29 protein-coding genes are annotated in these 25,601 nt (G+C 69.2%); 14 read left to right on the top strand and 15 right to left on the bottom strand.

The genetic code is table 11. The annotated features are described in order from the left end of the window. From AC3EO4_RS53085 to AC3EO4_RS53075, 3 genes are all read right to left on the bottom strand, one after another. Nucleotides 1-695, bottom strand: a 695-nt coding sequence (locus AC3EO4_RS53085; RefSeq protein ID WP_431904047.1) for a transposase, incomplete at its 3' end; no start/stop codon positions are given. Between the two features lie 186 nt (nucleotides 696-881). After that, complete coding sequence (locus AC3EO4_RS53080; protein ID WP_431904044.1) at nucleotides 882-1,424, bottom strand: integrase core domain-containing protein; 543 nt, start codon at nucleotides 1,422-1,424, stop codon at nucleotides 882-884. Between the two features lie 252 nt (nucleotides 1,425-1,676). Next, nucleotides 1,677-2,309 (bottom strand): TetR/AcrR family transcriptional regulator, encoded by a 633-nt coding sequence (locus AC3EO4_RS53075; RefSeq protein ID WP_431904042.1) that lies wholly within the window; start codon nucleotides 2,307-2,309, stop codon nucleotides 1,677-1,679. 130 nt (nucleotides 2,310-2,439) lie between these two features. Here AC3EO4_RS53075 and AC3EO4_RS53070 point away from each other — a divergent pair, with 130 nt between their 5' ends. Next, nucleotides 2,440-2,934, top strand: coding sequence for a DUF6463 family protein (locus tag AC3EO4_RS53070; RefSeq protein WP_431904040.1), 495 nt, complete (start codon nucleotides 2,440-2,442; stop codon nucleotides 2,932-2,934). A gap of 323 nt (nucleotides 2,935-3,257) precedes the next feature. On the opposite strand, the gene AC3EO4_RS53065 is transcribed toward AC3EO4_RS53070, so the two are convergent. Continuing rightward, entirely contained in the window at nucleotides 3,258-3,560 is a 303-nt protein-coding gene (locus AC3EO4_RS53065; protein WP_431904037.1) for a hypothetical protein, read from the bottom strand. A gap of 488 nt (nucleotides 3,561-4,048) precedes the next feature. On the opposite strand from AC3EO4_RS53065, the gene AC3EO4_RS53060 reads away from it, so the two are divergent. After that, nucleotides 4,049-4,387 carry a hypothetical protein gene (locus tag AC3EO4_RS53060; RefSeq protein WP_431904035.1) on the top strand — a complete coding sequence of 113 codons (339 nt, stop codon included), beginning with the start codon at nucleotides 4,049-4,051 and terminating at the stop codon, nucleotides 4,385-4,387. 325 nt (nucleotides 4,388-4,712) lie between these two features. Next, nucleotides 4,713-5,651 (top strand): hypothetical protein, encoded by a 939-nt coding sequence (locus tag AC3EO4_RS53055; protein ID WP_431904032.1) that lies wholly within the window; start codon nucleotides 4,713-4,715, stop codon nucleotides 5,649-5,651. A 347-nt stretch (nucleotides 5,652-5,998) separates the two neighbouring features. On the opposite strand, the gene AC3EO4_RS53050 is transcribed toward AC3EO4_RS53055, so the two are convergent. From AC3EO4_RS53050 to AC3EO4_RS53030, 5 genes are all read right to left on the bottom strand, one after another. Further along, nucleotides 5,999-6,373, bottom strand: coding sequence for a hypothetical protein (locus AC3EO4_RS53050; protein WP_431904030.1), 375 nt, complete (start codon nucleotides 6,371-6,373; stop codon nucleotides 5,999-6,001). A 91-nt stretch (nucleotides 6,374-6,464) separates the two neighbouring features. Then, on the bottom strand, nucleotides 6,465-7,064 hold the full coding sequence (locus AC3EO4_RS53045; RefSeq protein WP_431904027.1) for a hypothetical protein: 600 nt from the start codon (nucleotides 7,062-7,064) through the stop codon (nucleotides 6,465-6,467). Next, nucleotides 7,061-7,648 carry a hypothetical protein gene (locus AC3EO4_RS53040; RefSeq protein WP_431904024.1) on the bottom strand — a complete coding sequence of 196 codons (588 nt, stop codon included), beginning with the start codon at nucleotides 7,646-7,648 and terminating at the stop codon, nucleotides 7,061-7,063. Before AC3EO4_RS53040 ends, AC3EO4_RS53045 begins: the two co-directional genes overlap by 4 nt. A gap of 167 nt (nucleotides 7,649-7,815) precedes the next feature. Then, nucleotides 7,816-8,289, bottom strand: coding sequence for a hypothetical protein (locus AC3EO4_RS53035; protein WP_431904022.1), 474 nt, complete (start codon nucleotides 8,287-8,289; stop codon nucleotides 7,816-7,818). Nucleotides 8,290-8,488: 199 nt separating this feature from the next. Beyond that, on the bottom strand, nucleotides 8,489-8,986 hold the full coding sequence (locus tag AC3EO4_RS53030; protein WP_431904019.1) for a DUF932 domain-containing protein: 498 nt from the start codon (nucleotides 8,984-8,986) through the stop codon (nucleotides 8,489-8,491). Nucleotides 8,987-9,173: 187 nt separating this feature from the next. Between AC3EO4_RS53030 and AC3EO4_RS53025 the strand changes: the two genes are divergently transcribed. The 4 genes from AC3EO4_RS53025 (at nucleotide 9,174) to AC3EO4_RS53010 (ending at nucleotide 13,271) form a co-directional block, all read left to right on the top strand. Then, nucleotides 9,174-10,232, top strand: coding sequence for a FecCD family ABC transporter permease (locus AC3EO4_RS53025; protein WP_431904017.1), 1,059 nt, complete (start codon nucleotides 9,174-9,176; stop codon nucleotides 10,230-10,232). 3 nt (nucleotides 10,233-10,235) lie between these two features. Next, complete coding sequence (locus tag AC3EO4_RS53020; protein ID WP_431904014.1) at nucleotides 10,236-11,303, top strand: FecCD family ABC transporter permease; 1,068 nt, start codon at nucleotides 10,236-10,238, stop codon at nucleotides 11,301-11,303. A 1-nt stretch (nucleotide 11,304) separates the two neighbouring features. Further along, nucleotides 11,305-12,135: an ABC transporter ATP-binding protein gene (locus tag AC3EO4_RS53015; protein ID WP_431904011.1), complete on the top strand. Its 831-nt coding sequence runs from the start codon at nucleotides 11,305-11,307 to the stop codon at nucleotides 12,133-12,135. Between the two features lie 116 nt (nucleotides 12,136-12,251). Continuing rightward, nucleotides 12,252-13,271, top strand: coding sequence for an ABC transporter substrate-binding protein (locus tag AC3EO4_RS53010; protein WP_431904009.1), 1,020 nt, complete (start codon nucleotides 12,252-12,254; stop codon nucleotides 13,269-13,271). Between the two features lie 304 nt (nucleotides 13,272-13,575). Here AC3EO4_RS53010 and AC3EO4_RS53005 read toward each other — a convergent pair whose 3' ends face one another. Continuing rightward, a complete protein-coding gene (locus tag AC3EO4_RS53005; protein WP_431904007.1) occupies nucleotides 13,576-14,235 on the bottom strand; it encodes an integrase core domain-containing protein in 660 nt (219 codons plus the stop codon). A gap of 292 nt (nucleotides 14,236-14,527) precedes the next feature. On the opposite strand from AC3EO4_RS53005, the gene AC3EO4_RS53000 reads away from it, so the two are divergent. Continuing rightward, entirely contained in the window at nucleotides 14,528-15,007 is a 480-nt protein-coding gene (locus AC3EO4_RS53000) for a hypothetical protein (protein WP_431904004.1), read from the top strand. A gap of 435 nt (nucleotides 15,008-15,442) precedes the next feature. Further along, nucleotides 15,443-15,631, top strand: coding sequence for a hypothetical protein (locus AC3EO4_RS52995; protein ID WP_431904002.1), 189 nt, complete (start codon nucleotides 15,443-15,445; stop codon nucleotides 15,629-15,631). A 157-nt stretch (nucleotides 15,632-15,788) separates the two neighbouring features. On the opposite strand, the gene AC3EO4_RS52990 is transcribed toward AC3EO4_RS52995, so the two are convergent. Then, a complete protein-coding gene (locus AC3EO4_RS52990) occupies nucleotides 15,789-16,373 on the bottom strand; it encodes a superoxide dismutase family protein (protein ID WP_431903999.1) in 585 nt (194 codons plus the stop codon). Between the two features lie 301 nt (nucleotides 16,374-16,674). Here AC3EO4_RS52990 and AC3EO4_RS52985 point away from each other — a divergent pair, with 301 nt between their 5' ends. Genes AC3EO4_RS52985 through AC3EO4_RS52975 form a run of 3 tightly spaced genes read left to right on the top strand, consistent with a single transcriptional unit; the run spans nucleotide 16,675 to nucleotide 18,157 of the window. Then, on the top strand, nucleotides 16,675-17,064 hold the full coding sequence (locus AC3EO4_RS52985) for an ArsR/SmtB family transcription factor (protein ID WP_431903997.1): 390 nt from the start codon (nucleotides 16,675-16,677) through the stop codon (nucleotides 17,062-17,064). Further along, entirely contained in the window at nucleotides 17,061-17,807 is a 747-nt protein-coding gene (locus AC3EO4_RS52980; RefSeq protein ID WP_431903994.1) for a cation efflux transmembrane domain-containing protein, read from the top strand. Before AC3EO4_RS52985 ends, AC3EO4_RS52980 begins: the two co-directional genes overlap by 4 nt. Beyond that, complete coding sequence (locus tag AC3EO4_RS52975; RefSeq protein ID WP_431903991.1) at nucleotides 17,807-18,157, top strand: DUF3703 domain-containing protein; 351 nt, start codon at nucleotides 17,807-17,809, stop codon at nucleotides 18,155-18,157. The genes AC3EO4_RS52980 and AC3EO4_RS52975 overlap by 1 nt, the downstream gene beginning before the upstream one ends. A gap of 11 nt (nucleotides 18,158-18,168) precedes the next feature. Here AC3EO4_RS52975 and AC3EO4_RS52970 read toward each other — a convergent pair whose 3' ends face one another. From AC3EO4_RS52970 to AC3EO4_RS52960, 3 genes are all read right to left on the bottom strand, one after another. Continuing rightward, nucleotides 18,169-19,437 (bottom strand): YibE/F family protein, encoded by a 1,269-nt coding sequence (locus tag AC3EO4_RS52970; RefSeq protein WP_431903988.1) that lies wholly within the window; start codon nucleotides 19,435-19,437, stop codon nucleotides 18,169-18,171. A gap of 170 nt (nucleotides 19,438-19,607) precedes the next feature. Next, nucleotides 19,608-20,264: a vitamin K epoxide reductase family protein gene (locus tag AC3EO4_RS52965; RefSeq protein WP_431903987.1), complete on the bottom strand. Its 657-nt coding sequence runs from the start codon at nucleotides 20,262-20,264 to the stop codon at nucleotides 19,608-19,610. Between the two features lie 22 nt (nucleotides 20,265-20,286). Continuing rightward, on the bottom strand, nucleotides 20,287-21,036 hold the full coding sequence (locus AC3EO4_RS52960) for a DsbA family protein (protein ID WP_431903985.1): 750 nt from the start codon (nucleotides 21,034-21,036) through the stop codon (nucleotides 20,287-20,289). 139 nt (nucleotides 21,037-21,175) lie between these two features. Here AC3EO4_RS52960 and AC3EO4_RS52955 point away from each other — a divergent pair, with 139 nt between their 5' ends. Next, nucleotides 21,176-21,535 carry an ArsR/SmtB family transcription factor gene (locus tag AC3EO4_RS52955; RefSeq protein WP_431903983.1) on the top strand — a complete coding sequence of 120 codons (360 nt, stop codon included), beginning with the start codon at nucleotides 21,176-21,178 and terminating at the stop codon, nucleotides 21,533-21,535. 218 nt (nucleotides 21,536-21,753) lie between these two features. Next, nucleotides 21,754-24,219: a 3-keto-alpha-glucoside-1,2-lyase-like domain-containing protein gene (locus AC3EO4_RS52950; protein WP_431903981.1), complete on the top strand. Its 2,466-nt coding sequence runs from the start codon at nucleotides 21,754-21,756 to the stop codon at nucleotides 24,217-24,219. Nucleotides 24,220-24,237: 18 nt separating this feature from the next. Here AC3EO4_RS52950 and chrA read toward each other — a convergent pair whose 3' ends face one another. Continuing rightward, nucleotides 24,238-25,596: a chromate efflux transporter gene (gene chrA / locus AC3EO4_RS52945; protein WP_431903979.1), complete on the bottom strand. Its 1,359-nt coding sequence runs from the start codon at nucleotides 25,594-25,596 to the stop codon at nucleotides 24,238-24,240. Between the last annotated feature and the right edge of the window lie 5 nt (nucleotides 25,597-25,601).

Raw genomic sequence — 25,601 nt, 5'->3', positions numbered from 1 at the left:
ACAGCTTCGAGCAGCGCATAGCCATCCGACCCATAGGCCCGCGCTAGTTCTTCCTGCTTGGTCTTCGAGGTGGGCATCCGCCAGGAATCGACCCGCAGCTCATAGCGTTCGGCCCAGCCGGGCATCTCCAGCACCTGTTGCACCCAGCCAGGAGCGGCCACCGCCAGTGCCTCCAACGCGGCGCGGACACATTCGCCGGCCAGCTCCACCCGGTTCAGATCCCTTACCGCGGAGATCACGTGCGTGGAGTCGGTGCGCTGTTTACCGCCCGCCTGCAGCAACCCCCGCTCCTGCAACGCCGCCAGGAGCAGATCGAGGGGCCTTTCCTCCAGCTCGTGGGCGATCACCCTGGAGCGGAACTCGCTCAGCACACTGGCATCAAAGCCGGGATCGTTCAGGCTCAGGCCGAGGGCGTATTTCCAGGTCAGATCGGTGGCGACCGCCTCGTCGGCCTGCCGGTCGGTGAGGTTGTCCACCCGCTGCAACACCGTGATCAACGCCAGCCGCCCCGGCGACCAGCCCGGCCTGCCCTCCTTGCCGAAGGCACCTGCGAACGCCTCATCGGCGAACACCTCGCCTAACTCATCGCGCACCCGGACCGGTAACGGCGCCTGCCGCTTCCCTTGGTAGATCGCCCGGATCGCCGCCGCGACTTCGGGTGTCGGCTCCGGCCACGGCCTGGGCTGCATCGACATCGCCGCCTCCATCCACCTCGGCAGCCAGGACGAAGACAACGACGACGACTGCTGCCACAACGCTCATGATCCAGGACAGGCGTCATCAGATCACGAAGCAGCCTGGCAAATCCGAGTTAACCAGCAGGGTCCTGTACCGCTTCAAAACTCGTCCACGCGGTCCGAGCTGGTGTTTCTCCGGGTGATCTAGGCGGCTCGGTGGTACTCGTTGATCGCTCCGCTGAGCACTCTTCGGCGTCGAATCCGACCTTCCAGCGGCACGATGACTTGTCCGTCTTGATCAGGTGGGCGTTGCTGGCGGGACTGGTGCGGCCGATGCCCGTTGTAGTGCTCGGCATGCCCCTCCAGGACCGATCGAAGGTGCCGTTCGTCGTAGATCAGCATCCGGTCCGTGTATTCAGCTCGGGCGGTGCGCGCCCAGCGTTCGGCGTAGCAATTGGCTCGTGGAGTTCGCGGGGAAGTCTTCATCACCGTGACGCCTCCGCTGGTGAAGACCTCGTCGAAGGCGGCGGCGAACTTGGCGTCCCGGTCACGAATGAGGAACCGGAACGAGCTGGCCCTCCGCCCGAGATCCGTGAGCAGATTGCAAGCCTGCTGGGTCGTCCACGCGCCGGTGGGGTTGGCGGTTACGCCCAGGATGTGAACGCGCCGCGTCGCCACCTCCGTTACGAACAACACATACAGGCGCTTCAAGAAGACCGTGTCGACGTAGAAGAAGTCGCAGGCCAACAGCCCTTTGGCCTGAAGGCGTAAGAATGTCCGCCAGGAGGTATCGAGGCTTCGGGGAGCCGGTCTGTTTCGGACGCGGGCGCAGGATTTGTCGCACCGTCGCTTCGCTGACCTGCAAGCCGAGCCGAGCCAGCTCACCGTGTACCCGCCGATACCCCCACCTCGGTTTCTCGCGTGCCAGACGGAGGACTAGGTCCCGGACCTCCTTGCCTGTTGTGGGACGGCCGCCTTCACCCAGGAGGAACAGCCCTGTCAGCGCGGCTCGGCGGCTCTGTCCGGTTCGCTGTGGTGCCGGTCGGCCAAGGCGGTGATGCCGGCTGCGGTAGCGGCGGCAAGGTCGGTGACCATTGTGTCGTCGACGGGCAGGTTGATGATGTACAGGCCGGCCGCGAGAGAGCCGAGCAGGAGCAGGTGGGCCATCGCGGGGTCGACGGGCCCGGCCAGTTCGCCGCGGGCCACGGCCCGTTCGATGACTTCGGCGAGGCCGGCGTGTTCAGCGGCCAGGAAGGTGTCCCGGAACCGGGTATCCAGTTCAGGATTGACGGCAAGTTCGCTTATCAGGGCCGGTGCCACATGTCGGGCCGCCGGGGCGGCCATGCGGACATGAAACATGCGGACTAGTGCCAGCAGGTCCCCGTACAGGGAGCCGGTGTCGGCTAACGGAGGCGGCCACTGCCCGTGCACGGTGGCGACGAACGCCATCTCGGCCTTGGAGGCGTAGCGGCGGTAGATCGCCGCCTTGCCCACCCCGGCGCGGGCCGCGACCTGGTCGACGGTCAGGGCCGGGTAGCCGACCTCGTCTATCAACTCTCGGGTGGTCTGCAGGATTTTGTGATCCACGCGACTGTCTCGGGGCCGTCCACCCCGTTGCCTTCTCGCTGCCATGCCTGCATGATACGGAACATGGGTACCGAAACTGTAGTTCCGAAATCGAGACGCCCAACCCGGGCGCCGTCCGTCCCCATCGCCGATGGAGCCGCACCGCACCGCTTCGCGACATGAACGGAGAACTCAGATGATCAAGTGGGCTGGTTGGATCCTCGCGTTCTGCGGAGCCGCGCACACGCTCGGTGCCCTGACGGTGGAGAAGGCCGCGCGCCACGCCGGGACGTGGTTCAGCGGTGGACTGTGGCACGAGGACCTAGCGGAGATGAGCCCGGCGGGCAGCGCGTACTGGCTGAGTCTGGAAAGCTTCGGCGTGCCGCTCCTCGTGGTCGGCTTGATCGTGTTGTGGCTGGACCGCCGCGGCATCACGCCACCGACGTTCATCGCCTGGATCCTCGGAATCTGGACCGTGGTCGACGCCGTGATCCAACCGTTCACGCCCTGGCCGCTCGGCGTGCTCGCGATCGTCCTGCTGCTGGTCGGAGCTCGCCGCGCCGCCCGTCACGGCAACCCCGCGCCCCCGCGCCCCATCCTGAACCTCGCGGCTCAGCCCCAGACGGGGCTGCGAGGACGGAACCGGGACGGCGACAGCGGCAGAAGCGGCTTCGAGGTCAGCGGCAGATGAGACGGGTGAGGTCGAGATGGTGTGATCGGTCATGTGGGTGTGGCCCGAGTACCGGGCCACCGATCCCTGTCACTGATCCAAATACCTGCCGCAAGGCCCGAGTTAGGACGGGCCGTCACGCAAAGGTTCGGCAATACCCGCGTCTGCCTCAACCTCACCGGTGGCGACGCTCGGGTTTCCCGCTGGCCGTCCACAGATCGTGGACGCCGCCGCCCCGGTGGCGAGGCTTAGTGGCGGGGCTCCGCGGGGGCGGGCCGGGCGTTCAACACCGAGAAGACGTACTGACGAAGAAATCTAGACGCCACGGGTTGCCGGAAAACGGCTCAGTTTCTCCTCGGCGTCTGGCCCCTCCGGCCGTTGGCCACACCCCAGCCGATGAGCAGGCCACCGGCGATCAGGAGAAGCGCGATCGCGGGGATTCGCAGCATCGAGTGCACGAACTCACACTTGCTCACCACACGGATTTCAGACTCTGCCGGAGCTCCGAAGGACCTCGTGAAATCTACCGCTGCGGCCTCGTCAGAGGCGATGAAGGCCGAGCCGCAGTTAGTGCCTCCAGCCGACACCGGCATTAACCCAGCCGCCAGGCCGAAGGCGCCCACCACAAGAGCCATGATCAGCAGCACGCGGGGCAGCATTGCCAGTACCTCCCGAGCGTTAGGGACACGGCGATTGTCTACCAAGTCGTCCATTATTCATACAGCAGAAATGCCGGGTTCGCCCGTTTATCGGAGGAGCACAGCAAGACACTCGCCAGTCATCGCGACTCACCTTTTCCGGGAAGGCGGATTTCCGCATTTCGATTCCGCCGTTAACCCTGCGTGTCAACACGGTCACTCTGATAATTGGTGGGGCGTGCGGCTCGGACGCTGGAGGGGAGCCCGGCCTGTTCGGTGGTGTGCTGCCCCGGCCACCACGAGCGCCGGGCCAGCACCCACACCCCGTACACCAACCTCCGATCTCGCATCGACACCCACAAGCATCGCATTTACACAGGTCACAGCGCTTTCGTACAAGATGCGGACAACCGCCGCGCTCCTGCCCCTCGTGCCGCCGGACACGGGCCTACTCTGAGCAGAGGACGCAACCGAAGACTTCAGCGGGAGGCGACCGCATGCCGAGCGAGAAGGACGAACTGGCCGAACGCCGCTTCGCCAAGCTCGTCGAGCAGGTCAACGCGATGATGTCGGCCTGCCTCAAGCCGGAGTACCGCGGCTTCTACGGCCAACTCGTCCTCAACCGCGACGCAGTCGCCGAGCTGGGCGGACCGGCTGAGGTACGGCGGGCCGCACGGGCGGCCGGACGCCAACTCGGCTGGCATGTCCGCACCCACGCCGCCGACACCGGAACCCTGCTCATCATGGACGACCGCGAGCCGCCCGAAGACGTTCGCCGACTCGCCGCCGAGCGCGCCAACGCCGCCATCGAACGCGCCCTGTTCGGCCCGCGCTGACCCCCACCACCACGCCCAGCGGCGGACGATCCGTGACCGCCCGCGACTTGAACGATCTTTGACCACGCACCTTCAAGCTGAGATCGTTTTCGCAGGTCACTGACACTTCCGTGCAGTTCCGGCGAATATGCCCGCACCCGCCCGTCACATCCCCCCGGGACGCCCCTGAGCGCGTTTTCGCAGGCCACGACCGGTTCCGTTACGTGATCAGAGTTTGACGTGATCTTTGCCGTGCCCGATGTCTGATCATTTTCTGCCCGGTTCCTGTCCAGGCACTCTGAAGGCATAGCGACGTCCGATCCGATCGTCTTTCGGGAGCGTCGCTATGTCCCACCCTTCGGTCCGCCCCGCCACGGACACGACCACTAACTCGACCACCAACACGACTGCCGACCGCCCGGCCCCCAGCCCGGCCGCCGCCAGGCCGTCCACGCCCGACCCGACCCCGGCCGAGGCGTCTGCCGTCGACCTCGAAGCAGGCAACGCGCATGCCGGCGAGGCGGCCAACGGCCTCGGCCCCTCCCCCCGCCTGGGCGGCTCGCTGCCGCTGGATGTGGCCGAGCACGCCTTCGCCCTGCTCATGCGCGGCCCGCACCCGCTGTCGGTCGACGGCGCTGCGCTCGGACACGGGCTCCCGGCTCTGCCGATCCCGCTCAGTGAGTTGCGGGTGATGCTGCTGCACCCATCCTGCTCACGCACCACCCGCGACCACATCTGGCGGCACCTCATCGACCAGGCCCGCAGCGAGCGCGGCGCCTGGATGGTCGCCGCCGTCGCCCTGGCCCTGCCGATGCTGCGCCGCCTCATCGCCGCCCTCGCCGATAAGACCCCGGCCGAACGGATCGACCGCGAGGACCTGGAAGCAGAAGTCCTGACCGCCTACATGCACGCCCTCACCCGGGTGAACCTCACCTGGTCGCACCCGCTGCTGCGGCTGTCACGGCTGACCCAGTTCGCCGTCCTACGCGCCCTGGCCGCCGAACCGCCGAGCCTTGTGGCCGACCCCGACCTCACCGACCAGGCCGAGAGCAGGCAGCAGACGCTCGCCTACCCGGCCGGCCACCCCGACCTACTGCTCGCCCAGGCCGTCGCCGAGGGGGTCATCACCGAAGCCGAGGCAGAGCTGATCGGCTTCACCCGGCTGGAGGGCATCCCGCTCAGCACCTACTGCCGCCGCCGCGGCCTGCTCTACTGCACCGCTCTCAAGCGCCGCCAGCGCGCCGAGAACGCCCTCTACCAGGTGTTTCTCCGGTGCGGCCTGTAGCGATCGGGACCGGTGCCAGCAGAGCAGCCGAGCAAAGATCACACAAAATCCGCTGGACTCACAGGCAGCTCTCAAAACGGCTGGGACTTCTGGAAAATCGAAACCCCCGGCGGGTGGGTCAAAATCGGACACCTTCGCCGGGAACTCGAACAACGCCGCGCCACAGGCTCCGAACACGCGACGAGGCAACACCCTCCACCAAACGAGCAGGGCATTCAATCAGCGTAAGGCACTCCTGACGAAGGGCCCGCATCACATGGGTCCCGCTGCGCCGGTGGTGCAGGAGGTGTGCCCCGGCCAGCACAGTTGGAGTGTGCTGGCCGGGGCATGCCTCCTACGCCACCGGATCAGGCGCTACCGAACGTGTCCTCCTCCATTTCCGCGTCCGCCTCTTCTTCTCCGCTCTCTCCGCCGAAGATCCGGCAGGCAAGTTCTTCCTCGGCCGTGAGCACTACGGCGAACAGCTCAGATACTCCGGTGGTCAGGGCTTTGTGCAGGCGGTGCCAGCCGTCGATGATCAGCAGACCGCCGTTCGGGACCGGTGCCACAATCAGCGGCTCGGACAGGTCCATCTGGGCCGCGTGGTCGCAGTTGATCGCGACCAACTGGAGCATGCCCGCCCAGTCCCTGGGTTCGAGTCGGCCTTCCGGTTGCCGCCCTTGGGCGAGTTCCTTGGCGGCGGTGATGTTCCACCGCCAGGCCATCAGCTGGAAGAACTCCACCCGCGAGCTGCCCGCCCGGCCCAATGCGGGCAGTTGCGTGGCGGGAGGCTGCGGCGCGGTGGGGTGAGCTCGCCGGTGGCGGTGTGGTTGCTCATGCGGTCGTCTCCTGCCCGGCCGAGGTGCTGGGAGCCTGCTCTGTGGAGGAGGCTGGCACGAGCGTTTCGACTTGAGCCAGGAACGTCCGAGCCGCGTCCTGCCGCATGAGGGCCGAGGCCCGGTCGAAGTGGGCCTCGGCGAGTTCGCGCTCGCTATGCAGCCCGACAGCGCGCACGGCGATGGCGGGGTCGGGCGAGGTTGCCTTGTTCAGGTACGGGGTGATCCAGGAGACGAACTTGGCCACCGCCTGCACCGATCTCAGGCCCCGGCCGCCTCGGGCGTGCTCGATGTGCCGGTCAATCAGCAGCCACCACGTGGCGAGCGTCTGCGCGTGCAGGAGGTCGTAGAGCTGCTCAGCCGTCAGCCGCTCGCCCCGACCCAGCCGCCGGGCGATGTCCTCGGCGTTGCGTTGCCGCATCTGCCGGGCTTGCTCGATGACCGCTTCCACCGAGAGCGTCTGGTTCGGCGCAGAGGCGGCGTTGGGCGGGGTCACTGAGGCGTCGGGATGCTGGGGGAGGTTGCTCACGGGGCTGTCCTTCCGTTGGGGGATGACGCCAGCGCCGGGATGGGCTGGCACGGTCGGCTGCTCGTTCACGGCGCGACCGCCGTCGTGGCGGGCACGCTCGCCGGTACGGCCGGTTCGCCGGGGTGGTCATGGTCCACGGGCGCGTCGGGAGCCGGAACGTCCGCTCGCTCACCCGGCTCGGAGGCGAGGTGCTGGGTCAGGAGTTGGCCGCTGGCAGCGAGGAAGTCCCGGGCGGCCATGCGCGAGGCGTGGGCGAGGGCGTGATCGAACAACGTGCCCGGCCGCGCAGCCGGAGCCTCGCCGGTCAGGAAGTGGCGGGCCCAGGAGCGCACCCGCCGCAATGCGTGATCGCAGGTCAACCTTCTGAGGGTGATCTGCGCGTCCACCAGATCCCACCAGACGCGCGAGGTCTGGGTGGAGGCGGCGGCGAACACCTGCTCGCCGGAGAGAAACCGCCCGTTCTGCAAGGCGATGACCGCCTCAGCCGCCGCCGCGTAGTAGGCGTGGCGGGCGGTGGTGATCTTCTCGGCGGTCAGCTCATCGATCGAGCGCCGCTCCTGGTCGGCCGAGGGGTTATTGACGTCCGATGCGAAGGTGTCGCCGTCCGTCTCGCCGGTCGGGGGTAGGGGGCCGGGCTGGTAGCGGTCGTTCATGGCGTGGGTTCCTTTCGTCGGGTGACACGGGTTGGTGAGGGGTGAGGGTCACAGGGCGGCCGCCCGTCCGGCGGCCCGGAGCCGGGGTCTAGCCCGGCCCCGGGCCGAGCAGGCACGCACGGGCGAGACGGATCGCTGTCGGCGAGCGGCGGGTGATAGCCGCGCCGTCACGGCCGGTATCCCGGAGCCGAGGCCAGGGGCATCTCACCGGCGGGCGGCGCGGTGCGACCGGAAGAGTCGTCGGCGGGGTGGGCGTCCGGTTCGACCGGGAGGGCGAGCGCGTCAGCGAGCTTCTGGGTCGCGTCCAGGAACGCCCGCGCGCCGCCTCTGCGGGACTCGGCCATCGCCTGAGCGAACAACCCGCCGGAGGTGACCAAACGGGCGTCGATCAGGAACTCCTGAGCGCGTTGCCGCACGGTCAGCAGCGCGGTGCCGCCGTCGACGGTTTCCTCGCGGCCGTGGGTGAGGTCGGTGACCTGCAGCCACCAGCTCATCCGGTGGTAGGAGTAGGCGATGAGGCTCAGGTCGTCGTCGCCCAGCGTGCCCTCGTCGTCGAGGGAGGCGATGCGGTTGAGGGCCTTGCCCAGGTCATAGCGGGCGTTGTTGGCGTAGCTGGTGGCCAGGTCTTCGAGTCGACCCATGATGATGATCTCCTTCGCTGCGGGTGACGGGGTTCTGAGGGGCGGGCGGTTGGGGTGGGGGCCGTAGAGCCGCTTCGGGCATGGGCACCGTTGCGGGCGGGCCGGTAGGCGCGGAGTTCGGTAGGGCCCCGCGCGGGGTGTGGTGTCCGGCGGGTGGTTCCGGTGCGGCCCCGCGCCGGGGCCGCACCGGACGGGCCGGTCAGACAGTGGCCAACAGCCGGAACGCGCGGGCTTTGAGCTTGGCGTTGTCGTGGTCATCGAGCAGGGCCCGCTCCGCGCGGACGGTGGCGATGTCGCGGCTGCCGAAGACGGGGCTCTTGTGGTCCAGCCGCTCGGTCACCGCGTTGCAGGCCGCCCACCGGGTGTTACGGATCGGCTCCTGGGTGGGTGCCTGGGCGAACAGGTACTCCAGCTCTCGCATGGTCAGGTCGTGATTGCGTTTGGCCAGCTCCTTGGCGTCGGCGGGAAGCGGGTGGAGCCGGGTGGCGAACTGCCGGAACTCCTTGAGATCCATCGGGACCACGAGGAGCTTCTCGGCCTCGGCCGCGAACGCCTCGCCGTGCTTCCACGGCGACGTCGTGGGTGGCGCCGTGGGCGACCACGTTGTTCTTAAACCCCTGGTCGACCAGGGCGGTCTGGACGCTGCCGGGCGCAGTGGCGGCGACGACCCGGTCCAGCAGAGCGTTACCGATGGCATTGTCGTGGATCGAAGCGGGCCGCCACTGACCGAATCGCGCCGGGCCCGGCCCGGAATAACCACCCACAGGGAGCACATCGGAGCCCGCCGGAGCCGCACCGGGTCGCCACTGGAAGTCCCGCCCGCCCCTCGTGACTGTTTTACCCCGTATTGCGAGCCGGTAGTTAGGTATGGCTATCCTTCCTCCGTGTCCTACGATCTGCCGCGTCCCCCTGCCGCAGCCGTTCAGATGCCGGAGAAACTCCCGCGCCGCCATGCCCCGCACCTCGTGGCCCTTCCCTCCTGCCTGATCGCGCTGATGGTGCTGTGCGTGTGCTCGCTGGCGCTGGGCAGCAAGGGCATCGCCTTCGACCGGGTGCTGGAGCTGCTGATCTGGCCGGACGGCTCCGAGGAATCGGGGATCATCGGTCAGATGCGGCTGCCGCGCACCCTGTTCGGTCTGGCCGCCGGGGCCGCGCTGGGGTTGGCCGGAGCACTCATGCAAGGCCTGACCCGCAACCCGCTGGCCGACCCCGGCCTGCTGGGCGTCACCGCAGGTGCCGCCCTCGGTGTCGTGCTCACCACCGGCCTGCTGGGCATCACCAGCCTGTACGGCTATGTGTGGTTTGCCTTCGCCGGAGCCTTGGCCGCCACCGCCCTGGTCTACACGCTCGGCGGCGCGGGCCGGGGCGGCGCGACGCCCGCCAAGCTGGCCCTGGCCGGCGCGGCGGTCACCGCCCTGCTGCAGTCGCTGGTCAACGCGGTCTTGCTGGTGGATGCCGCCGCGCTAGGCGACTACCGGTTCTGGGCGGTGGGTTCGCTGACCGGGCAGCCGACCGCGGCGCTGGGGCAGGTGTGGCCGTTCCTGGCGGCCGGGGCGGTGCTGGCCGCGAGCACCGCGCCCGCGCTCAACAACCTCGCGCTCGGCGACGGCGTGGCCACCGCGCTGGGGCAGAACGTCGGCATGGTCCGGCTGCGCGGCGCCGCGGCGGTGACGCTGCTGGCCGGTGGCGCGGTGGCGCTGTGCGGCCCGATCGCCTTCATCGGGCTGGTCATCCCGCAGCTGGCCCGTGTGCTCACGGGCACCGACCACCGCTGGATCCTGGCCTATTCGGCGCTGCTCGGCCCCATCGTGTTGCTGGCCGCTGACCTTGCCGGGCGCCTGATCGCGATGCCGGACGAGCTGCAGGTCGGGATCGTCGCCACGGCGCTCGGCGCGCCGTTGTTCATCGTCATGGTCCGGCGGCGCGGACTTCGGGAGCTGTGAGCGATGGCGATCAAAGGTGACCTGCCGCGCCCGGGCGGCCTGGTGCTCCGGCTGCCCAGCACCCGCGCCTGCTGGATCATCCGGCCGCGCACCATACTGGTCGCCGCCGTGCTGGCCGTCGCGGTCGCGGCGGCGTTCGTGGCCGAGCTCACCTTCGGCGAGATGGACCTGCCGCCGGCCGAAGTGATCGCCGCTCTGGCTGGCGCAGGCTCACCCGAGACCATGCTGGTGGTGCACAGCCTGCGCCTGCCGCGCGCCCTGGTCGGAGTGATGTGCGGAGCCGCTTTCGGGATCGCCGGCGCCATCTTCCAGACCCTCACCCGTAACCCGCTGGCCAGCCCGGACGTCATCGGCGTGTCGGCCGGTGCGGGCACCGCCGCGACCGCCGCCCTGCTGGTCGGGTTCGGCTCCGGCCTCGGGCTGCAGACGCTCGCGCTGATCGGCGGGCTGGGCGCGGCAGCGCTCATCTACCTGCTGGCCTGGAAGCAGGGCACCACCGGCTACCGCATCGTGCTCGTCGGCATCGGCGTCGCCGCCCTGTGCGCCAGCGCCACCGGCTACCTGCTGCTCAAGGCCGGCGTCTACCAGGCCCAGCAGGCGCTGATGTGGCTGACCGGCAACCTCAACGCCCGCGACTGGGAGCACGTCTGGCCTCTCGCAGTCGCGCTGGCTGTGCTGCTGCCGTGCGTGCTGGTGCTGGCCTCCTGGCTGGGCGGGCTGCAGTTCGGCGACGACGTGGCCACGCTGCTCGGCCTGCCCGTGCAGCGTGCCCGGATCGCGTTGCTGATCGTCGGGGCGGCGCTGGTCTCCTTCGCCACCGCGGGCGCCGGCCCGATCGCCTTCGTCGCGCTGGTCGCGCCGCAGATCGCCCGTCGGCTCTGCGCCGCCTCCGGCCCCGTCCTGCTGCCGTCGGCTTTGGCCGGATCGCTGGTGGTCCTGGCCGGCGACCTCGCCGGGCGGCACCTGCTGGCGGGCACCGAACTGCCCGTCGGGGTGGTGACCGGCGTGCTCGGCGCTCCCGTCCTGCTGTGGCTGCTCAACAGGTCCAACCGTGCCGGATCCGGAGGCTGATGTGAACACCGACCTCACCACCCCCGCGAGCGGCTCGGGCCTGGCGGCGGAAAACCTGACCCTCGCCTACGACGGGCGCCGCGTCGTGGAGGGCCTGAGTCTCGCCATCCCGACCGGGCGCATCACCGCCGTGGTGGGCGCGAACGCGTGCGGGAAGTCGACGCTGCTGCGTGGCCTGTCGCGGCTGCTGGCCCCGCACAGCGGTGCCGTCTATCTGGACGGCCGGCTCATCCACACGATGCGCGGCAAGGACCTGGCCCGCGAGCTCGGCATGCTCCCGCAGTCCCCGATCGCCCCCGACGGCATCACCGTCCTGGACCTCATCAAGCGCGGCCGCAGCCCGCACCAATCGTGGTGGCGGCAATGGTCACCACAAGACGAGCAGGCCGTGTACGAGGCCCTGGCCGCCACCGGCCTGTCCGGGCAGGCCGACCGCAGCGTGGACGAGCTGTCCGGAGGCCAGCGCCAGCGCGCCTGGATCGCCATGGCGCTGGCCCAGGGCACGCCGGTGCTGCTGCTGGACGAGCCGACCAACCACCTCGACCTGGCCCACCAGATCGACATCCTCGACCTGGTCATCGACCTCAACCGGGAGCAGGGCCGCACCGTCGTGCTGGTGCTGCACGACCTCAACCACGCCTGCCGCTACGCCGACCACGTCGTCGCGATGAAGAACGGCCAGATCGCCGCCCAGGGCGCCCCCGCCGAGGTGTTCAGCAAGGAGCTGATCGCCGACGTCTTCGGATTGACCTGCACGGTCATCGCCGACCCCGCGGGCGGCGGGCCGCACATCATCCCCTTCGGCCGCCATCACACCGCCACCGGCCCCTAAGACCACCCGACACCATCGGACGCCATGCGCGCCGGTGACCATCGTGACCATCCGCCCTCCCTGACTCACCGCACCATCAGCCCGGCCTTCCGGGCCGCCAGGAAAGGACCCTGCCCATGCCCGCCACCCTCACCACACCCGGCCGCCGCCGCTTCCTCACCCTGGGCGGCGGGCTGGTCGCCACCGGGGCGCTGGCCGCCTGCGGCACCTCAACCGGCCAGACGCCCGCCGCGCAGCCGAGCGCCGCCGCTGGCCCCTGGAGCTTCACCGACGACCTCGGCAAGAAGATCGATTTGCCCGCCCCGCCGCAGCGCATCGTCGCCCAGTCCCACCCCGCCGCCGCCCTGTGGGACTTCGGCATCAAGCCGGTCGGCGTCTTCGGCCCGCAAAAGGGCCCGGACGGCAAGCCCAGCCCGCAGATCGGCAACCTGGACCCCGCCACCCCCTCGGTCGGCACCGCGTTCGGCGAGTTCCAGATGGAGAAGCTGATCTCCCTCAAGCCCGACCTCATCGTCACCATCGCCTACGGCCCGATGATCTGGTACATCCCCGACGAGGTCCGCAAGAAGGTCGAGGAGGTCGCCCCGATCCTGGTCATCCAGCTCATGGGCGTGTCCGTCCCCGACGCCGTCAAGCGCTTCGGCGACCTGGCATCCGCGCTGGGCGCCAACCCCGCCAGCCCCGAGATCACCAAGGCCAAGACCGACTTCGAGGCCGCCGCCGCGGCCGTGACCGCAGCCGCCAAGACCAAGCAGGGCCTGTCGATCGCCGTGGTGTCCGGCACCAAAGAGACCTACTTCGTCGCCGATCCCGCCTTCCACGGCGACGTGAAGTACTTCCAGCAGCTCGGCCTCGACGTCGTCAAGCCCGTCAAGCCCGAGACCGGGTTCGAATCCCTGAGCTGGGAGCAGGCGGGACGCTACAAGGCCGACCTGATCCTGGAAGACGCGCGGCCCGAGGGCGGGCTGACCCACGAGCAGATGGCCGCCTACCCGACCTGGAGCGGCAACCCGGCCGTCAAGGCCGGGCAGGTCGCCGACTGGCAGAGCGAAACCCCCTACACCTATCAGCGCTTCACCAAGGTCCTCAACGACCTGGCCACAACCCTCAACAAGGCCCGCGCCGACATCGTCTGACACCCCGGGTCGGGCAATAGCGGCTCAGTTGGCACAGGGTGTGCCCGCCACGGCCAAAGCCGGGCACACCCGCATGTCACCGCGGACTCGGTGCGCCGCCCAGGTCCCGCTGGTGTGGCTACCGGACGCTCAGCGCGCCGAATCCCGGCCACCACGAGCTCGAGCGTCAGCAGCGCGCCGATGGTCTCCGCCATCAACAGGCCGATCAGCACCAGCAGCTGAATCGCGCCGGCCTCCGGCGGGTCGGCGCCTGTGTGCTTCAAAACTCGCATGTACGGTCTGAGCTGGGGTTCCTCTGCCTGGCTTATTTGGCTCGACGGTACTCGTTGATCGCGCCGCCGAGTACTTTGCGGCGTTCGATCCGGCCTTCCATCGGCACCACGACCTGTTCGTCTTGATCGGGTGGTCGTTGCCCTCGCGCCTGGTGAGGCCGGTGGCCGTTGTAGTGACCGATGTACTCGTCCAGTACCGAGCGCAAGTGACGTTCACCGTAGATCAGCATGCGGTCGCTACATTCGGCGCGCACTGTACGGATCCACCGCTCGGCATAGCAATTCGCCCGAGGTGTCCGCGGCGGCGTCTTCAGCACCGTGATGCCCGCGGCGGCAAAGATCTCATCGAAGACGGTAGTGAACTTGGCGTCCCGATCGCGGATGAGGAAAGCTTGCTCACCGAGGTCGATCAGGAGATTGCGGGCTTGCTGAGCGGTCCAGGAGCCGGTCGGGTGAGAGGTCACGCCCAGGATGTGTAGGCGCCGCGTACGAACCTCCATCACGAACAACACGTACAAGCGCTTCAGAAAGATCGTGTCAACATGGAAGAAATCGCAGGCCAGAAGTCCCTCAGCTTGCGCACGTAGGAAGCTTCGCCAGGAGGTATCGAGATATCGGGGCGCCGGGCGGAAGCGGCGCGAGCGCAGGATGCGCCGCACGGTCGCCTCACTGACCTGGTAGTCGAGCCGCACCAGCTCTGCGCCTGCCGAAAACCTCATCCATGCAGTTCAAGCGGCATATGAGTACTCGTGGAGGACTCCTCCGAGTCGGTCTCTTCGGCGTACGTTCAGGTCGATGATTCGCTCTGGATCGGTGATCGGATCCGGGACGGCGCGCAGCGGAGCCGCCTGGGCCAGGGCTTGGTGGGCTCGGTGCTGGTTGTAGAAGTGTTCGTACTCGTTAGGGCGTGCCGCAGGTGGTGTTCGTTCCAGAGCGCCCGGCCGCGCGCTCGCCTCGGCCGCGGGCAACGCGATGGTGCCGCTGATGGCCGCCACCTTGCTGGTCGTGGTCGCCTCCCAGGTGCCCGCCCTCACCGCCGACCCGTCCGCTCTGGCCAGCCTGGCCGGTGTGGTGCCGTTCTACGCCGTGTTCCTGTTCGTCATGGCCTTCGCCGGGCTCGCCGTCGCTCGCCTGTTCCGGCTCGGCACCGGCGACGGGCGCGCGGTCGTCTTCACCGGCGCGACCCGCAACTCCCTGGTCGTGCTGCCGCTGGCGCTGGCCCTGCCCGCCAACCTCGCCCTGGCCGCGGCCATCGTGGTCACCCAGACCCTTGTCGAAGTCGTCGGCATGATCATCTACATGCGAGCCGTCCCCTGGCTGCTGCCCGAGCGCGGCACCCCGCCACGTCTACGCCGGATCCTGCGAGCCGCCGTCCCGGAACGAGCCCTTGAACCTGCGCGCCATCACCTCCAGCGCCCCCTCCTCCACCGCGGCGATCACCACATGTATCCGTCATCGAACTGAACGAAGATCAACTCTCTGCCGCCAATTTCTGCACTCAGCCTCTCGGAGGCCAAACGTCATGGCACATCTCATAGGCGATCAAGAAAAGCCCGCCCGAGACGGCCACGCGAGTCCTTCCCGCCCAGCCTGTCTTCTTGACCGTCCAAGAGTTGATCAACTCGCCTGTCCCGCGGTACCCGCCCCGGCACACTCCCTCACTGCCGGTCGAGCCGGCACTCGGTGAAGCTCGAAACAATGCGAGGCATTCCGTGCGCGTGCGTGCCATCAGCACCATCACCCTGTCCGCTGTCCTGTCATGCGGTGTCGCCAGCGGACCCGCGACCGCGCAACCCAGCGGTCACGAAATCATGTGGGGCAGCTACGTCGCTACCGTCAACGCCGACCGCACCCCGCATCCGGATATGCGATGACAATGACAATCCCCGCCAGCACACCATGGCCCGTTACATCACGTCTAACCTGCAGACCTGGACGGTGCTCCCACCCAACGACTCCTGCGCCAGCGACCGCACCTATATCAGCAAGATCACCCACGTCCAGGTCTGCGGCGGCGAGGAAAAGATCAGCAGCATCAGCTGGGATTGCCCGCCCTACGAGAAGATCGGCAGCAGCATCCTGTCCTGAGATGCGGTGGTAATGCTCGAGCTGCCACATCGATGCTCAGGATCCAGATAGACCGATGCAGGGCGTCTGGGCTCGGTTGCGGGACGGATCGGACCTTGCATCTCCCGCACTGACGTCTTCAAGATGTGGTGCGCCACGAGGCGCTTTGTTGGCGGCGTTAGCGTTCTATGATCACGCCGCAGGCGATGCGGCCGCCGGAGTCGCCGGTCTTGAGGGTCTCGGCGTCAGGGCCGGCCTCGCCACCCGTCCGGCGATAGCGGTCGGGAACATTGGCCTGGTTGTCCGGTCCGGCATGGATGACGATGGCGCTGCCATCAGGGTCGAAGAGCGGCTCCACCCGGAATCGATCGGTGACGGAGGTCGCGTTGCCTCTGCCGTCCGCGCCCACCAGGAGAGCGGGCAGATCACCGGAGTGGTCGGGATGGGAGCCGGAGCCGAGATTGAAGTGACCCCCTGCGCTGAAGAACGGGCTGCCGGTGGACGGATCGGTCGATCGGGGATCACAAACACCCTTGGTGTGCACGTGGAAGCCGTGATACCCGGCGGGCAGGCCACTGACGGCAACGGTGACCTTGGACGTGCCGGAATCCCCGTCCTCGATGCGGAGGGAGCCTACGCTCTTGCCATCGGCGTTCTTGATGACAGCCTCGGCCGCCGGTTGCCCCCGCATCCCCTCGGCTGTCCCAGCGACGGCCAGAGCGGCCGCTCCCACGCCCAACGTGGCGGCTAGAGTCAGATGCACTTTCCCAGGCATGACATCCCCCGCACCTACGTGCCCTTATCCATGTTCCAGGAAGGTCCAGATACCCGTTTTCGTATCAGGCAGTCGCCCTGCTGCGTGTGCCGCCGATCGCCAGGAAGAGGCCGTTCGGCATCGCCACCGCGAAGCATCCCCGTGCGGTAGTACAGCAGGGCGTGCTTCAGTGTCGGCATCGACGCAGTGCTCGACTTCTTGGCATGAGCGCACCTTGCGAGGGCGGGGACGCATTCACGGGCCCCCCACCCCTTGCCAAGCTATCGCCCAATATGGCTATCATCGTAATATGGCGATTAATGAGGGTGGTCGGTGTGTGAGCGCCGACATCGCGGCGGGCCTGCCGCCCGCCGCGGCGCTGTTTCACTCCCTGGCCGATGAGACCCGGCTGCGCATCGTAGCCAGACTGGCCCGAGGTGAAGCGCGCGTGGTGGACCTGACCGGCGAGCTCGGGCTGGCCCAGTCCACCGTCTCCAAACACCTGGCCTGCCTGCGCGACTGCGGGCTGGTCGACTACCGCGCTGAGGGCAGGCAGTCGTTCTACGCGCTGACCCGGCCGGAGCTGATGGACCTGCTGGCCTCGGCCGAGCAGCTGCTGGCCGCCACCGGTCACGCGGTCGCCCTGTGCCCGATGCCGAGCCTGGCCGAGGACCTGGCAGAACAGGCCGGACTGTCATGACGTCGCTGGGCATGCCAGGGCTCGGGCCCACCGCTGATCGCCGCGCCGTACTGCGGCGCCGGATCCGCCTGCTGGTCGCCGCCACGATCATCTACAACGTGATCGAGGCCGCTGTCGCCATCACAGCCGGCACCATCGCCTCCTCCGCGGCGCTGATCGGCTTCGGCCTGGACTCGATCGTCGAGGTCGCCTCCGCTGCCGCGGTCGCCTGGCAGTTCTCCGGCGCCGACCATGAAAAGCGTGAGAAGACCGCGCTGCGGATCATCGCGATCTCGTTCTTCGCGCTGGCCGCCTACGTCACCTTCGACGCCGGGCGCGCGCTGCTCGGCGCGGGCGAGGCCGACCACTCGACCCCCGGCCTGATCCTGGCCGCGCTCAGCCTGATGATCATGCCGGTGCTGTCGGCCGCCCAGCGGCGCGCCGGCCGCGAGCTCGGCTCCGCCTCGGCGGTGGCCGACTCCAAGCAGACACTGCTGTGCACCTACCTGTCGGCGGTGCTGCTGGTCGGCCTGGCGCTCAACAGCCTGTTCGGCTGGTCGTGGGCCGACCCCATCGCCGCCCTGGTCATCGCCGCGGTCGCGGTCAAGGAAGGCCGCGAGGCCTGGCGCGGGGACGCCTGCTGCGCCCCCAACCCGCTCGCCGCCGGTACCTCCACCTCTGCGCCTGCCTCCGCAGCAGCCTCGGATTCGGCTTCGGCCGGGTGCGCCGACGGCTGTTGCACCACCGACCGAAAGGACGACTGATGATCGGCCGCCGGATGCCCGCCCGCGTGCGGGCCGCCTACACCAGCGAGATGAACGCCGCCCGCACCACCGCCGACCCGGAGGCCCGATGGCGACACCTGGAGCGGGCGCACATCATCTCCCAGCCCTGGCCCTGGCCACACACCCGCAACCACATCGCCATGTTCGCCCTGGCCATCGCCCAGCGCGACCGCCGCGAAGCCGTCGGCCAGGTGATACGGATCATCGTCGCCGCGCCGGGCTCGGCGCTCGGCCGCTACCCCGAGGGCAACACCGGCCGCGCCCGCGTGAGCTTGACCCAGCCCATGCCGATGCCGGCCGATCTGGCCGCTGTGCTGCAGTCCGGCTGAAGCCGCCCCGCCTAACTCCAGCCATCAGGTCCGGCCACCGCATCTGGTAGCGCATCGTGCCCGCGCCGGTGCCGGGCTCGGGGCGGGGTGCCGGGTTGGCTGTGATCGTGGTCGGGGCGCGCTCTGCGAGCATGGGCCAGGGCGGCCAGCGCGGTGGTGATCGGCACCGCCGCGATCAGGCCGAGAGTGCCGACCACGGCCCGGACGATCTCCTGGGCTAGCACCGGGTTGGTCACGATCTCGCCCAGGCCCTGGTCGCCGACGCTGATCAGCAACAGCAGCGGCAGCGAGGCGCCCGCGTACGCCAGGATGATCGTGTTGATCACCGAGGCGATGTGGGCGCGGCCGACCCGGGCGGCGGCCCGATACAGCTGGGCGAAGCGGTAGCCGGGGTTGGCGTGGGCGAGCTCGGCGACGGTGACGGACTGGGTGACGGTCACGTCGTCGAGCACGCCGAGCGAGCCGATGAGGATGCTGGCCAGCAGCAGGCCCTGGGTGTTGATCCGGTAGCTGCTGTCCAGGTAGAAGGAGCTTTCGTCGGTGATGCCGTTCAGCCGCACCAGGTCGATGGCGGCGTAGGCCAGCAGGCCGGTCAGGGCGAGGCTGAACAGGGTGCCCACGATCGCCATCGAGGTGGTGATGGTGAAGCCGTGGGTCAGATACAGCACCGACAGCATGATCGCCGCGGCGCCGATGATGGCCACCAGCAGCGGCGGCTGCCCGGCCAGGATCGCCGGGATGACGAAGGCCAGCAGCAGCACGAAGGTGATGGCCAGCCCGACCAGCGCGCTCAGCCCGCGCCAACGGCCGAAGGCGAGCACGGCCAGCACGAAGGCGGCGGCGGCCAGCCACAGCGGCGAGGAGCGGTCGTGGTCGGAGATCTGGAACGGCGAGACCTCCAGGACCGGTTCGGGCGAGTAGATCAGCCGGATGTCATCGCCCACGCTGAAGCGCTGAGCGCCCGGGCCGCTGGGCAGCTGGGTGGTGATGCGCTCGCCGTTCTGTGCTCCGCTGGTCAGCTCGACCTCGGCGCTGCCGCAGGTGGCCGGGTCTGGCGGCGCCACCTCTCCTTCCGTCATTCCATCCGGTGGGGGCGTCTTGGGGCACTTCTTCAACGTGATGGCGGTGATGGTGCCGGTCAGGCGTTGCAGCCCGGCCTGCTCCTGCGACGCCTGGCCCGCGGCGTCGGCCGGGCCCAGCGGGGCGGCGGGCCACAGCCAGATCAGCGCGGCCAGTGTGGCCAGCGCCAGCGGAACGATCACCGCCACGGTCCCGATCACGGCGCCTCGTGGGCTCGGCCCGGCGGGGTGATGCGAATGGTTGGCGCCCACGCGGCACGTTCTCCCTCGGTTGTGGTCGGTCTGGTCGGTCATCGTCGCCGGCTCCCGGGGCGGCGCTCGGTGGGGTCGTTGCTCCCCGCAGGCGTGCGGCACGATGATGGCCGACAGCCTCAGATCAGGGTGCTCCAGTAGGACCAGAACCGCACACCGATCAGAGCGATGACGGCCAGGAACCAGACGGTCAACGGCACGCTGTGATACCCGATGACCGTCGCGGCTGCCCGGCGCACTCCGGCCGGGACGGGCAGGTGGCCCTGGCGCAGGTTGTGCAGAGTGACGTACCAGAACAGCGGGATGGTGACCGCCCACACCACCATGCAGTATGGGCACAGCGCGCCGATCTCATACAGGCTCTCGACGATCAGCCAGTGCACGAACACCGCCCCAGCAATGACGCCGGCCTGCAGGCCGAGCCAGAACCAGCGCGCCGGCCAGGCACCGGCCAGCAGGGCGGCGCCGCCGGCGGCCACGACGGCGAAACCGGCGATGCCCAGCAACGGATTCGGAAAGCCGAACACCTCCGCCTGCGGCGTACGCATGATCGACCCGCACGACAACACCGGGTTGATGCTGCAGCTGGGCACGTAGGCCGCGTCCTTCAGCAACGCGATCTTCTCGATCGTCAGCACGAACGAGGCCAGCAGGCCGATCGCTCCGCCGACCAGCAGCAGGCCGGGCAACAGGCGAGGAAACGGCCCGCCCGCCGGCTCCGCCTGCTCGCTCGGGAAGGGATGGGGGGCGTGGGCCGCGCGGTCGACGCCGTGCACGGCAGACGCGGCGGCCGCGGTCTTACTGGGCGAGCGCCGCATCGATGGCCGCCTTGAACTCCTCCAGCGAGTTGGGCTTGAGCTTGGTGCCGTTGAGGAAGAACGCCGGGGTGCCCTCCACACTGGCGGCTTGCCCGTCGGCGACGTCGGCCTTGATCCGCCTCAGCGTGGCCGGATCGGCATACGCCTTCTCCCAGGCGGCCATGTCCAGGCCCAGGTCCTTGGCGAAGCCGCGGAAGACATCGTCGGCGGGTACCTGCTTTTCGCCCCACTGGGTCTGGGTCTCATACATCCGCCGGTACATCGCCTCGAACGTGCCCTGCTGGGCCGCGGCCTCCACCGCGCGAGCGGCCCGCTCAGCGTTGAAGTGGCCGGGCAGCGGGAAGTAGCGGACCACGAACGTGACCTTCCCGGCGTAGTCCTTGCGCAGCTGTTCCACCACAGGGAAGACGGCCCGGCAGCCCTCGCACTCGAAGTCCAGGAACTCCACCAGCGTCACCTTGCCGTCTGTGGCGGTCTGCAGCCGGTGACTGTCCGGGCGCACCAGCTGCGCCGCCGCCACCGTGCCCGCTGCGCCCGGGCTGCCGGACTGCCCGGTGCTGGAGCCGAACCTGTTGACGGCGATGACGACCGCCACCACCACGACGAACATGGCGATCACCGTGACCGTCACAGCGAGATTGCGGCGGCGGACGGTAGCGCCCTGCTCGCTCGCCCGCGTGGCATCGACCTTCGCGCGCGGGCCCTCGCCCTGCTTGTGCGGTCGCGACACTCCGTCCCCCTACCTCGCGCCGTGTCGCCTCAATCTAACGGACATTGATATGAGCGGCGGTCTGGCCCGGCGGCGCCCTTGCCCGCAGCAGCAGCGAGTGGGGCCGAGAGCACGTGGCGGGCGCTGTTAACGTGACCGGGTGACAGACGAGCGATGCGATCTTCTCTGCCTCGACCTCCCACACGCCGAGCAAGTCCGCGCCCGCCTGGCAAGCGAGCACAACCTCACCTCGGCGGCCGAGCGGGCCAAAGCCCTGGCCGACCCCTCCAGGCTACGCGTCGCCCTGGCGCTGGCCGCCGGAGGCGAGATGTGCGGGTGCGACCTGGCCTGGGTCTGCGCCTTCAGCCAGAACCTGGTCTCCCACCATCTGCGCGTCCTGCGCACCGCAGGTCTGGCCACCTCCCGCCGAGACGGCAAGCTCGTGATGTACCAGCTGACCGCAGCCGCCCTCCCCCTGCTCGACCTGCTGCTGGCCGTGACGGCAACGCCTGACCGGTGATCTGGCCGGCACCACGGGGCTGATGCTGACAGGAGCATCGGAACAGAAAGTCCCGTTAGTCGACCGCTCCCGTAGCTGTTGATCTTCGGATCGACCGGGCGGCAGCCCACTATGGGAGCATTAGCGCGAATGTAGCGCTATGTGTTAGCTTCAGCACGGAGCGTGTTGATATGCGTCTGCATGGAGTCCATGCTGGACGCTGGCGAAAGGCGGCGCCCATGGCGACGCAGACCCAAGTGACCGACTTCTCTCGCGACGTTCTCGGCCGATATGTGTGCAACACGCTGGCCGAGGCGATGGTCAGCACGGACGGGCAGGCCTCGCCCGGCGCCCGGCCGTTCGATGTCGTCGTCGTCGGGGGTGGCAGCTTTGGCGCGGTGGTGGCCGCGCACATGTTCCACCTCGACGCCGCACGGGCACACCGGATCCTCGTGCTGGAGGGCGGCCCCTTCATGCTGCCCGAGCACGTGCAGAACCTCCCAATGCTGGGCCTGGCCGTGCCTGCCGCCACGAGCATCGCCGCGCTGCGGCAGGCCGGGCAGGCGAACGTCGCGCGCAACGAGGTGTGGGGGCTGGCCTGGCATTCCCCGGTGCCCTTCCCCGGGCTGGCCTACTGCGTGGGCGGCCGGTCGCTGTATTGGGGCGGATGGGCACCCAGGCCGCTGTCGGAGGAACTGTCGCCCACCGTGTGGCCGAAGGTCGTCGTGGACGACCTGCGTGATGACCAGCTCGACGCCGCCTCCCGGCAGCTCGGCGTCGACCAGACCAACGACTTCATCTTCGGCCCGCTGCAGAACGCGCTGCGGGAGCGCCTGTACCAGGCGGTGGGCCAGCAGCTCGTTCCCGCAGCGATGGAGCTGGCGGCGCTGCCCGACCACCCGGCGGTAGGCGAGGCGCCCACGACGACGGCGGAGCTGGCCCGGCTGCTCGGCATCAGCCCCGAGGCCGCCGGCGACAGCAGTCCGCAGGAGCTGGCCGACCAGCTCAAGTTGGAGGCCCCGCTGGCGGTGCAGGCCAGTACCCGACCGGGCTTCTTCCCGAACAACAAGTTCAGCGCCGGACCGCTGCTGGTGCAGGCCGCCCGCGCCGCCTGGGCCGAATCGGGCGGCAACGACGCCGACAAGCAGCTGATGATCGTGCCCCAGTGTCACGTGCTGCGCCTGGACACCCGCGGCAGCGAGGTCATCGGTGTGCAGACGAGCCAGGGATATGTGCCGCTACCGCCCGGCGGATCGGTCGTGATCGCGCTGGGCACGATCGAGAGCACCAGGCTCGCGCTGCACTCGTTCGCCGCCCTGCCCGGCACCGGCCCGATCGGCAGCGGGCTGATGGGGCACCTGCGCTCCAACCTCACCATCCGCATCCCACGGCAGGCCCTGGGCCCGATCGCCGAACGCGAGCTCATGGCCGCGGCCCTGCTCCTCAAGGGCCACGCGGTGGACACCGACGGGCGCGAACGCTTCTTCCACCTGCAGATCACCGCCGCCGGCCTCGGCGCCAGGGGCGGAGACTCCGAGGCGGAGCTGTTCAAGAAGTTGCCCGACATCGACCTGTTCGACCGGTTCCAGTCCGCCAACGACACCCACGTGGTGATCACCTTGCGCGGCATCGGCGAAATGGATCCCGGCAACCCGACCAGCCGGATCCAACTGGACCCCGAAATCGACGAGTACGGCGTCCCACGCGCGCTCGTGCACCTGGCGCCCAGCGAGGCCGACCGGCGGCTCTGGCAGGAGATGGACGCCTGCGCCGACGCCGCCGCCCTGGCCTTCGCCGGCGGGTCACCGTACGAGATCCTCGACGGCGCGACGTTCCGCCCGGCGGCCGCTGGGCAGGCGCCCTCCGAAATCGTGCCATTCGCCCGCCGCCGCGACGGGCTCGGCACCACCCATCACGAGGGCGGGACCCTGCGCCTCGGCGACGACCCGGCCACTTCCGTCACCAACGCCGACTGCCGCCTGCACGGTGTCGACAACGCTTATGTGGCCGGTCCGGCGCTGTTCCCGCGGCTGGGCTCGCCCAACCCGATGCTCGCCGGCGTCGCGCTCGCCCGACGACTGGCCGAGCATCTCACACCGGCCCGCCGCTACGTCTCCGACGACAGCTTCGAGGTGCTGTTCGACGGCACCGACATGAGCGCCTGGCGGATGGCCGGCGCCGGCCGGTTCCAGATCGTAGACGGCGCGCTGCAGGCCATCCCCGGTAACGGTCTCGGCCTGCTGTGGTGCACCCGCTCTCTCCCCACCGACTTCTCGGTGCGTCTGCAGTACCGCCTGACGCGCCCCGACGACAACGGGGGCGTGTACGTCCGCTTCCCCGACCCCACCGGCAAGGGCTACGAGAACCCGGCGTGGGTCGCGGCGCATTTCGGCTTCGAGGCGCAGATCGACGATCTGGGCCGGCCCGACGGCGCGGACCTGCACCGCACCGGCGCCATCTACGGAGCCACGGACCAGACCTACACGTCGGTGGCGGCGAGGCCGCCCGGCGCATGGAACGACTACGAGATCCGCGTCCGCGGCCAGGACTACACCGTGCTGCTCAACGGGCAGCAGGTCACCACCTTCACCAACACCGACCCCGGCCGCGGAGTGCCGACCACTTCGGAAGCGCCCGCATACCTCGGACTGCAAGCCCACACCGGTCGCGTCTGCTTCCGCCGCATCCGTATCAGCGTCATCTAGATGAGCGCCGTTCCCTGCTCAGAGGTGAAGCAGCGCCGTACTTAGGCCGAGAACTGCGCAGATCCCCAGGATGCGCGGCATCGGCCACTTGAGGACGAAGGTCATGAGCAGCGCCGCCACGGTGATGGCGAGCGCGACGGGGCTCAGCGAGGCCGGGTCGGGCAGCTGCATGATGAAGGGACCCCAGCTCCACCGGGACGTCGTGGTGAACAGGGTGTGCTCGGCGAAGTAGAGCGCCAGGTTGGCGATGACGCCCACGACCGCGGCGGTGATGCCGGTGAGGGCGGCGCTGATCGCGGTGTTGTGGCGCAGCCGCTCGACGTAGGGCGCGCCGATGAAGATGAACAGGAAGCACGGGACGAAGGTGACCCAGACGGTGAGCACGGAGCCGAGCAGCGCGGCCGCCCACGGGTCGAGGCCGCCGGGGTCGCGGTAGGCGCCGAGGAAGGCGACGAACTGCACCACCATGATCAGCGGCCCGGGTGTGGTCTCGGCCAGGGCCAGCCCGCGCACCATCTCGCCTGGAGTCAGCCAGGCGTAGACCTCTACGGCGCGCTGGGCGACGAAGGCCAGCACGGCGTACGCGCCGCCGAAGGTCACCAGCGCGGCGCCGGAGAAGAACAGCCCCTGGGTGGTGAAGACGCTGTCGGTGCCGAGGAAGAGCGCCACCGCAGCCACCGGCAGCCACCAGGCGACCAGCCCGATCGCGAGGATCTTGCTGGCCGAGCGCCAGCTCGGCTGGGCGTGGTGTAGGGCTTCGTCGGGGATCAGCGGGGCCGGGCCGCCGTCACCGCCGTGCCCGTTGCCCTTGGTAAGGACCTGCGGGGCCAGCTTGTGCACCCCCCACCCGAGGAGGGCGGCGGCGGCGATCACGATGGGGAACGGCACCCCGAACAAGGCCAGCGCGCCGAAGGCGGCCACCGCCACGGCGACGAACAGTGGGTGGGTCAGCGAGCGCTTGGCGACCCGGATGACGGCCTGGGCGACGATGGCCAGCACCGCCGGGGCGATCCCGGCGAACAGGGCGGTCACCACGCCGGTGTCCTGCCACAGCACGTACACCACCGACAGCGCCAGCAGCGCGAGCATGCCGGGCAGCACGAACAACGTGCCGGCGACCAGCCCGCCGCGGGTGCCGTTGAGCAGCCAGCCGACATAGATGGCCAGTTGCTGCGCCTCCGGCCCCGGCAGCAGCATGCAGTAGTTCAGGGCGTGGTTGAAGCGCTGCTGGCCGATCCAGCGTTTTTCCTCCACCAGCGTGCGCTGCATGACGGCGATCTGCCCGGCCGGTCCGCCGAACGTCTGCAGCGAGATCAAAAACCAGGCCCGCACGGCCTGCCGAAACGGGATCACATCGCGACCTACTTCAGTCGTCACGTCAA

The sequence above is a fragment of the Nonomuraea sp. bgisy101 genome, assembly GCF_057708945.1.
This window is presented reverse-complemented; position numbering and strand designations above follow the sequence as displayed.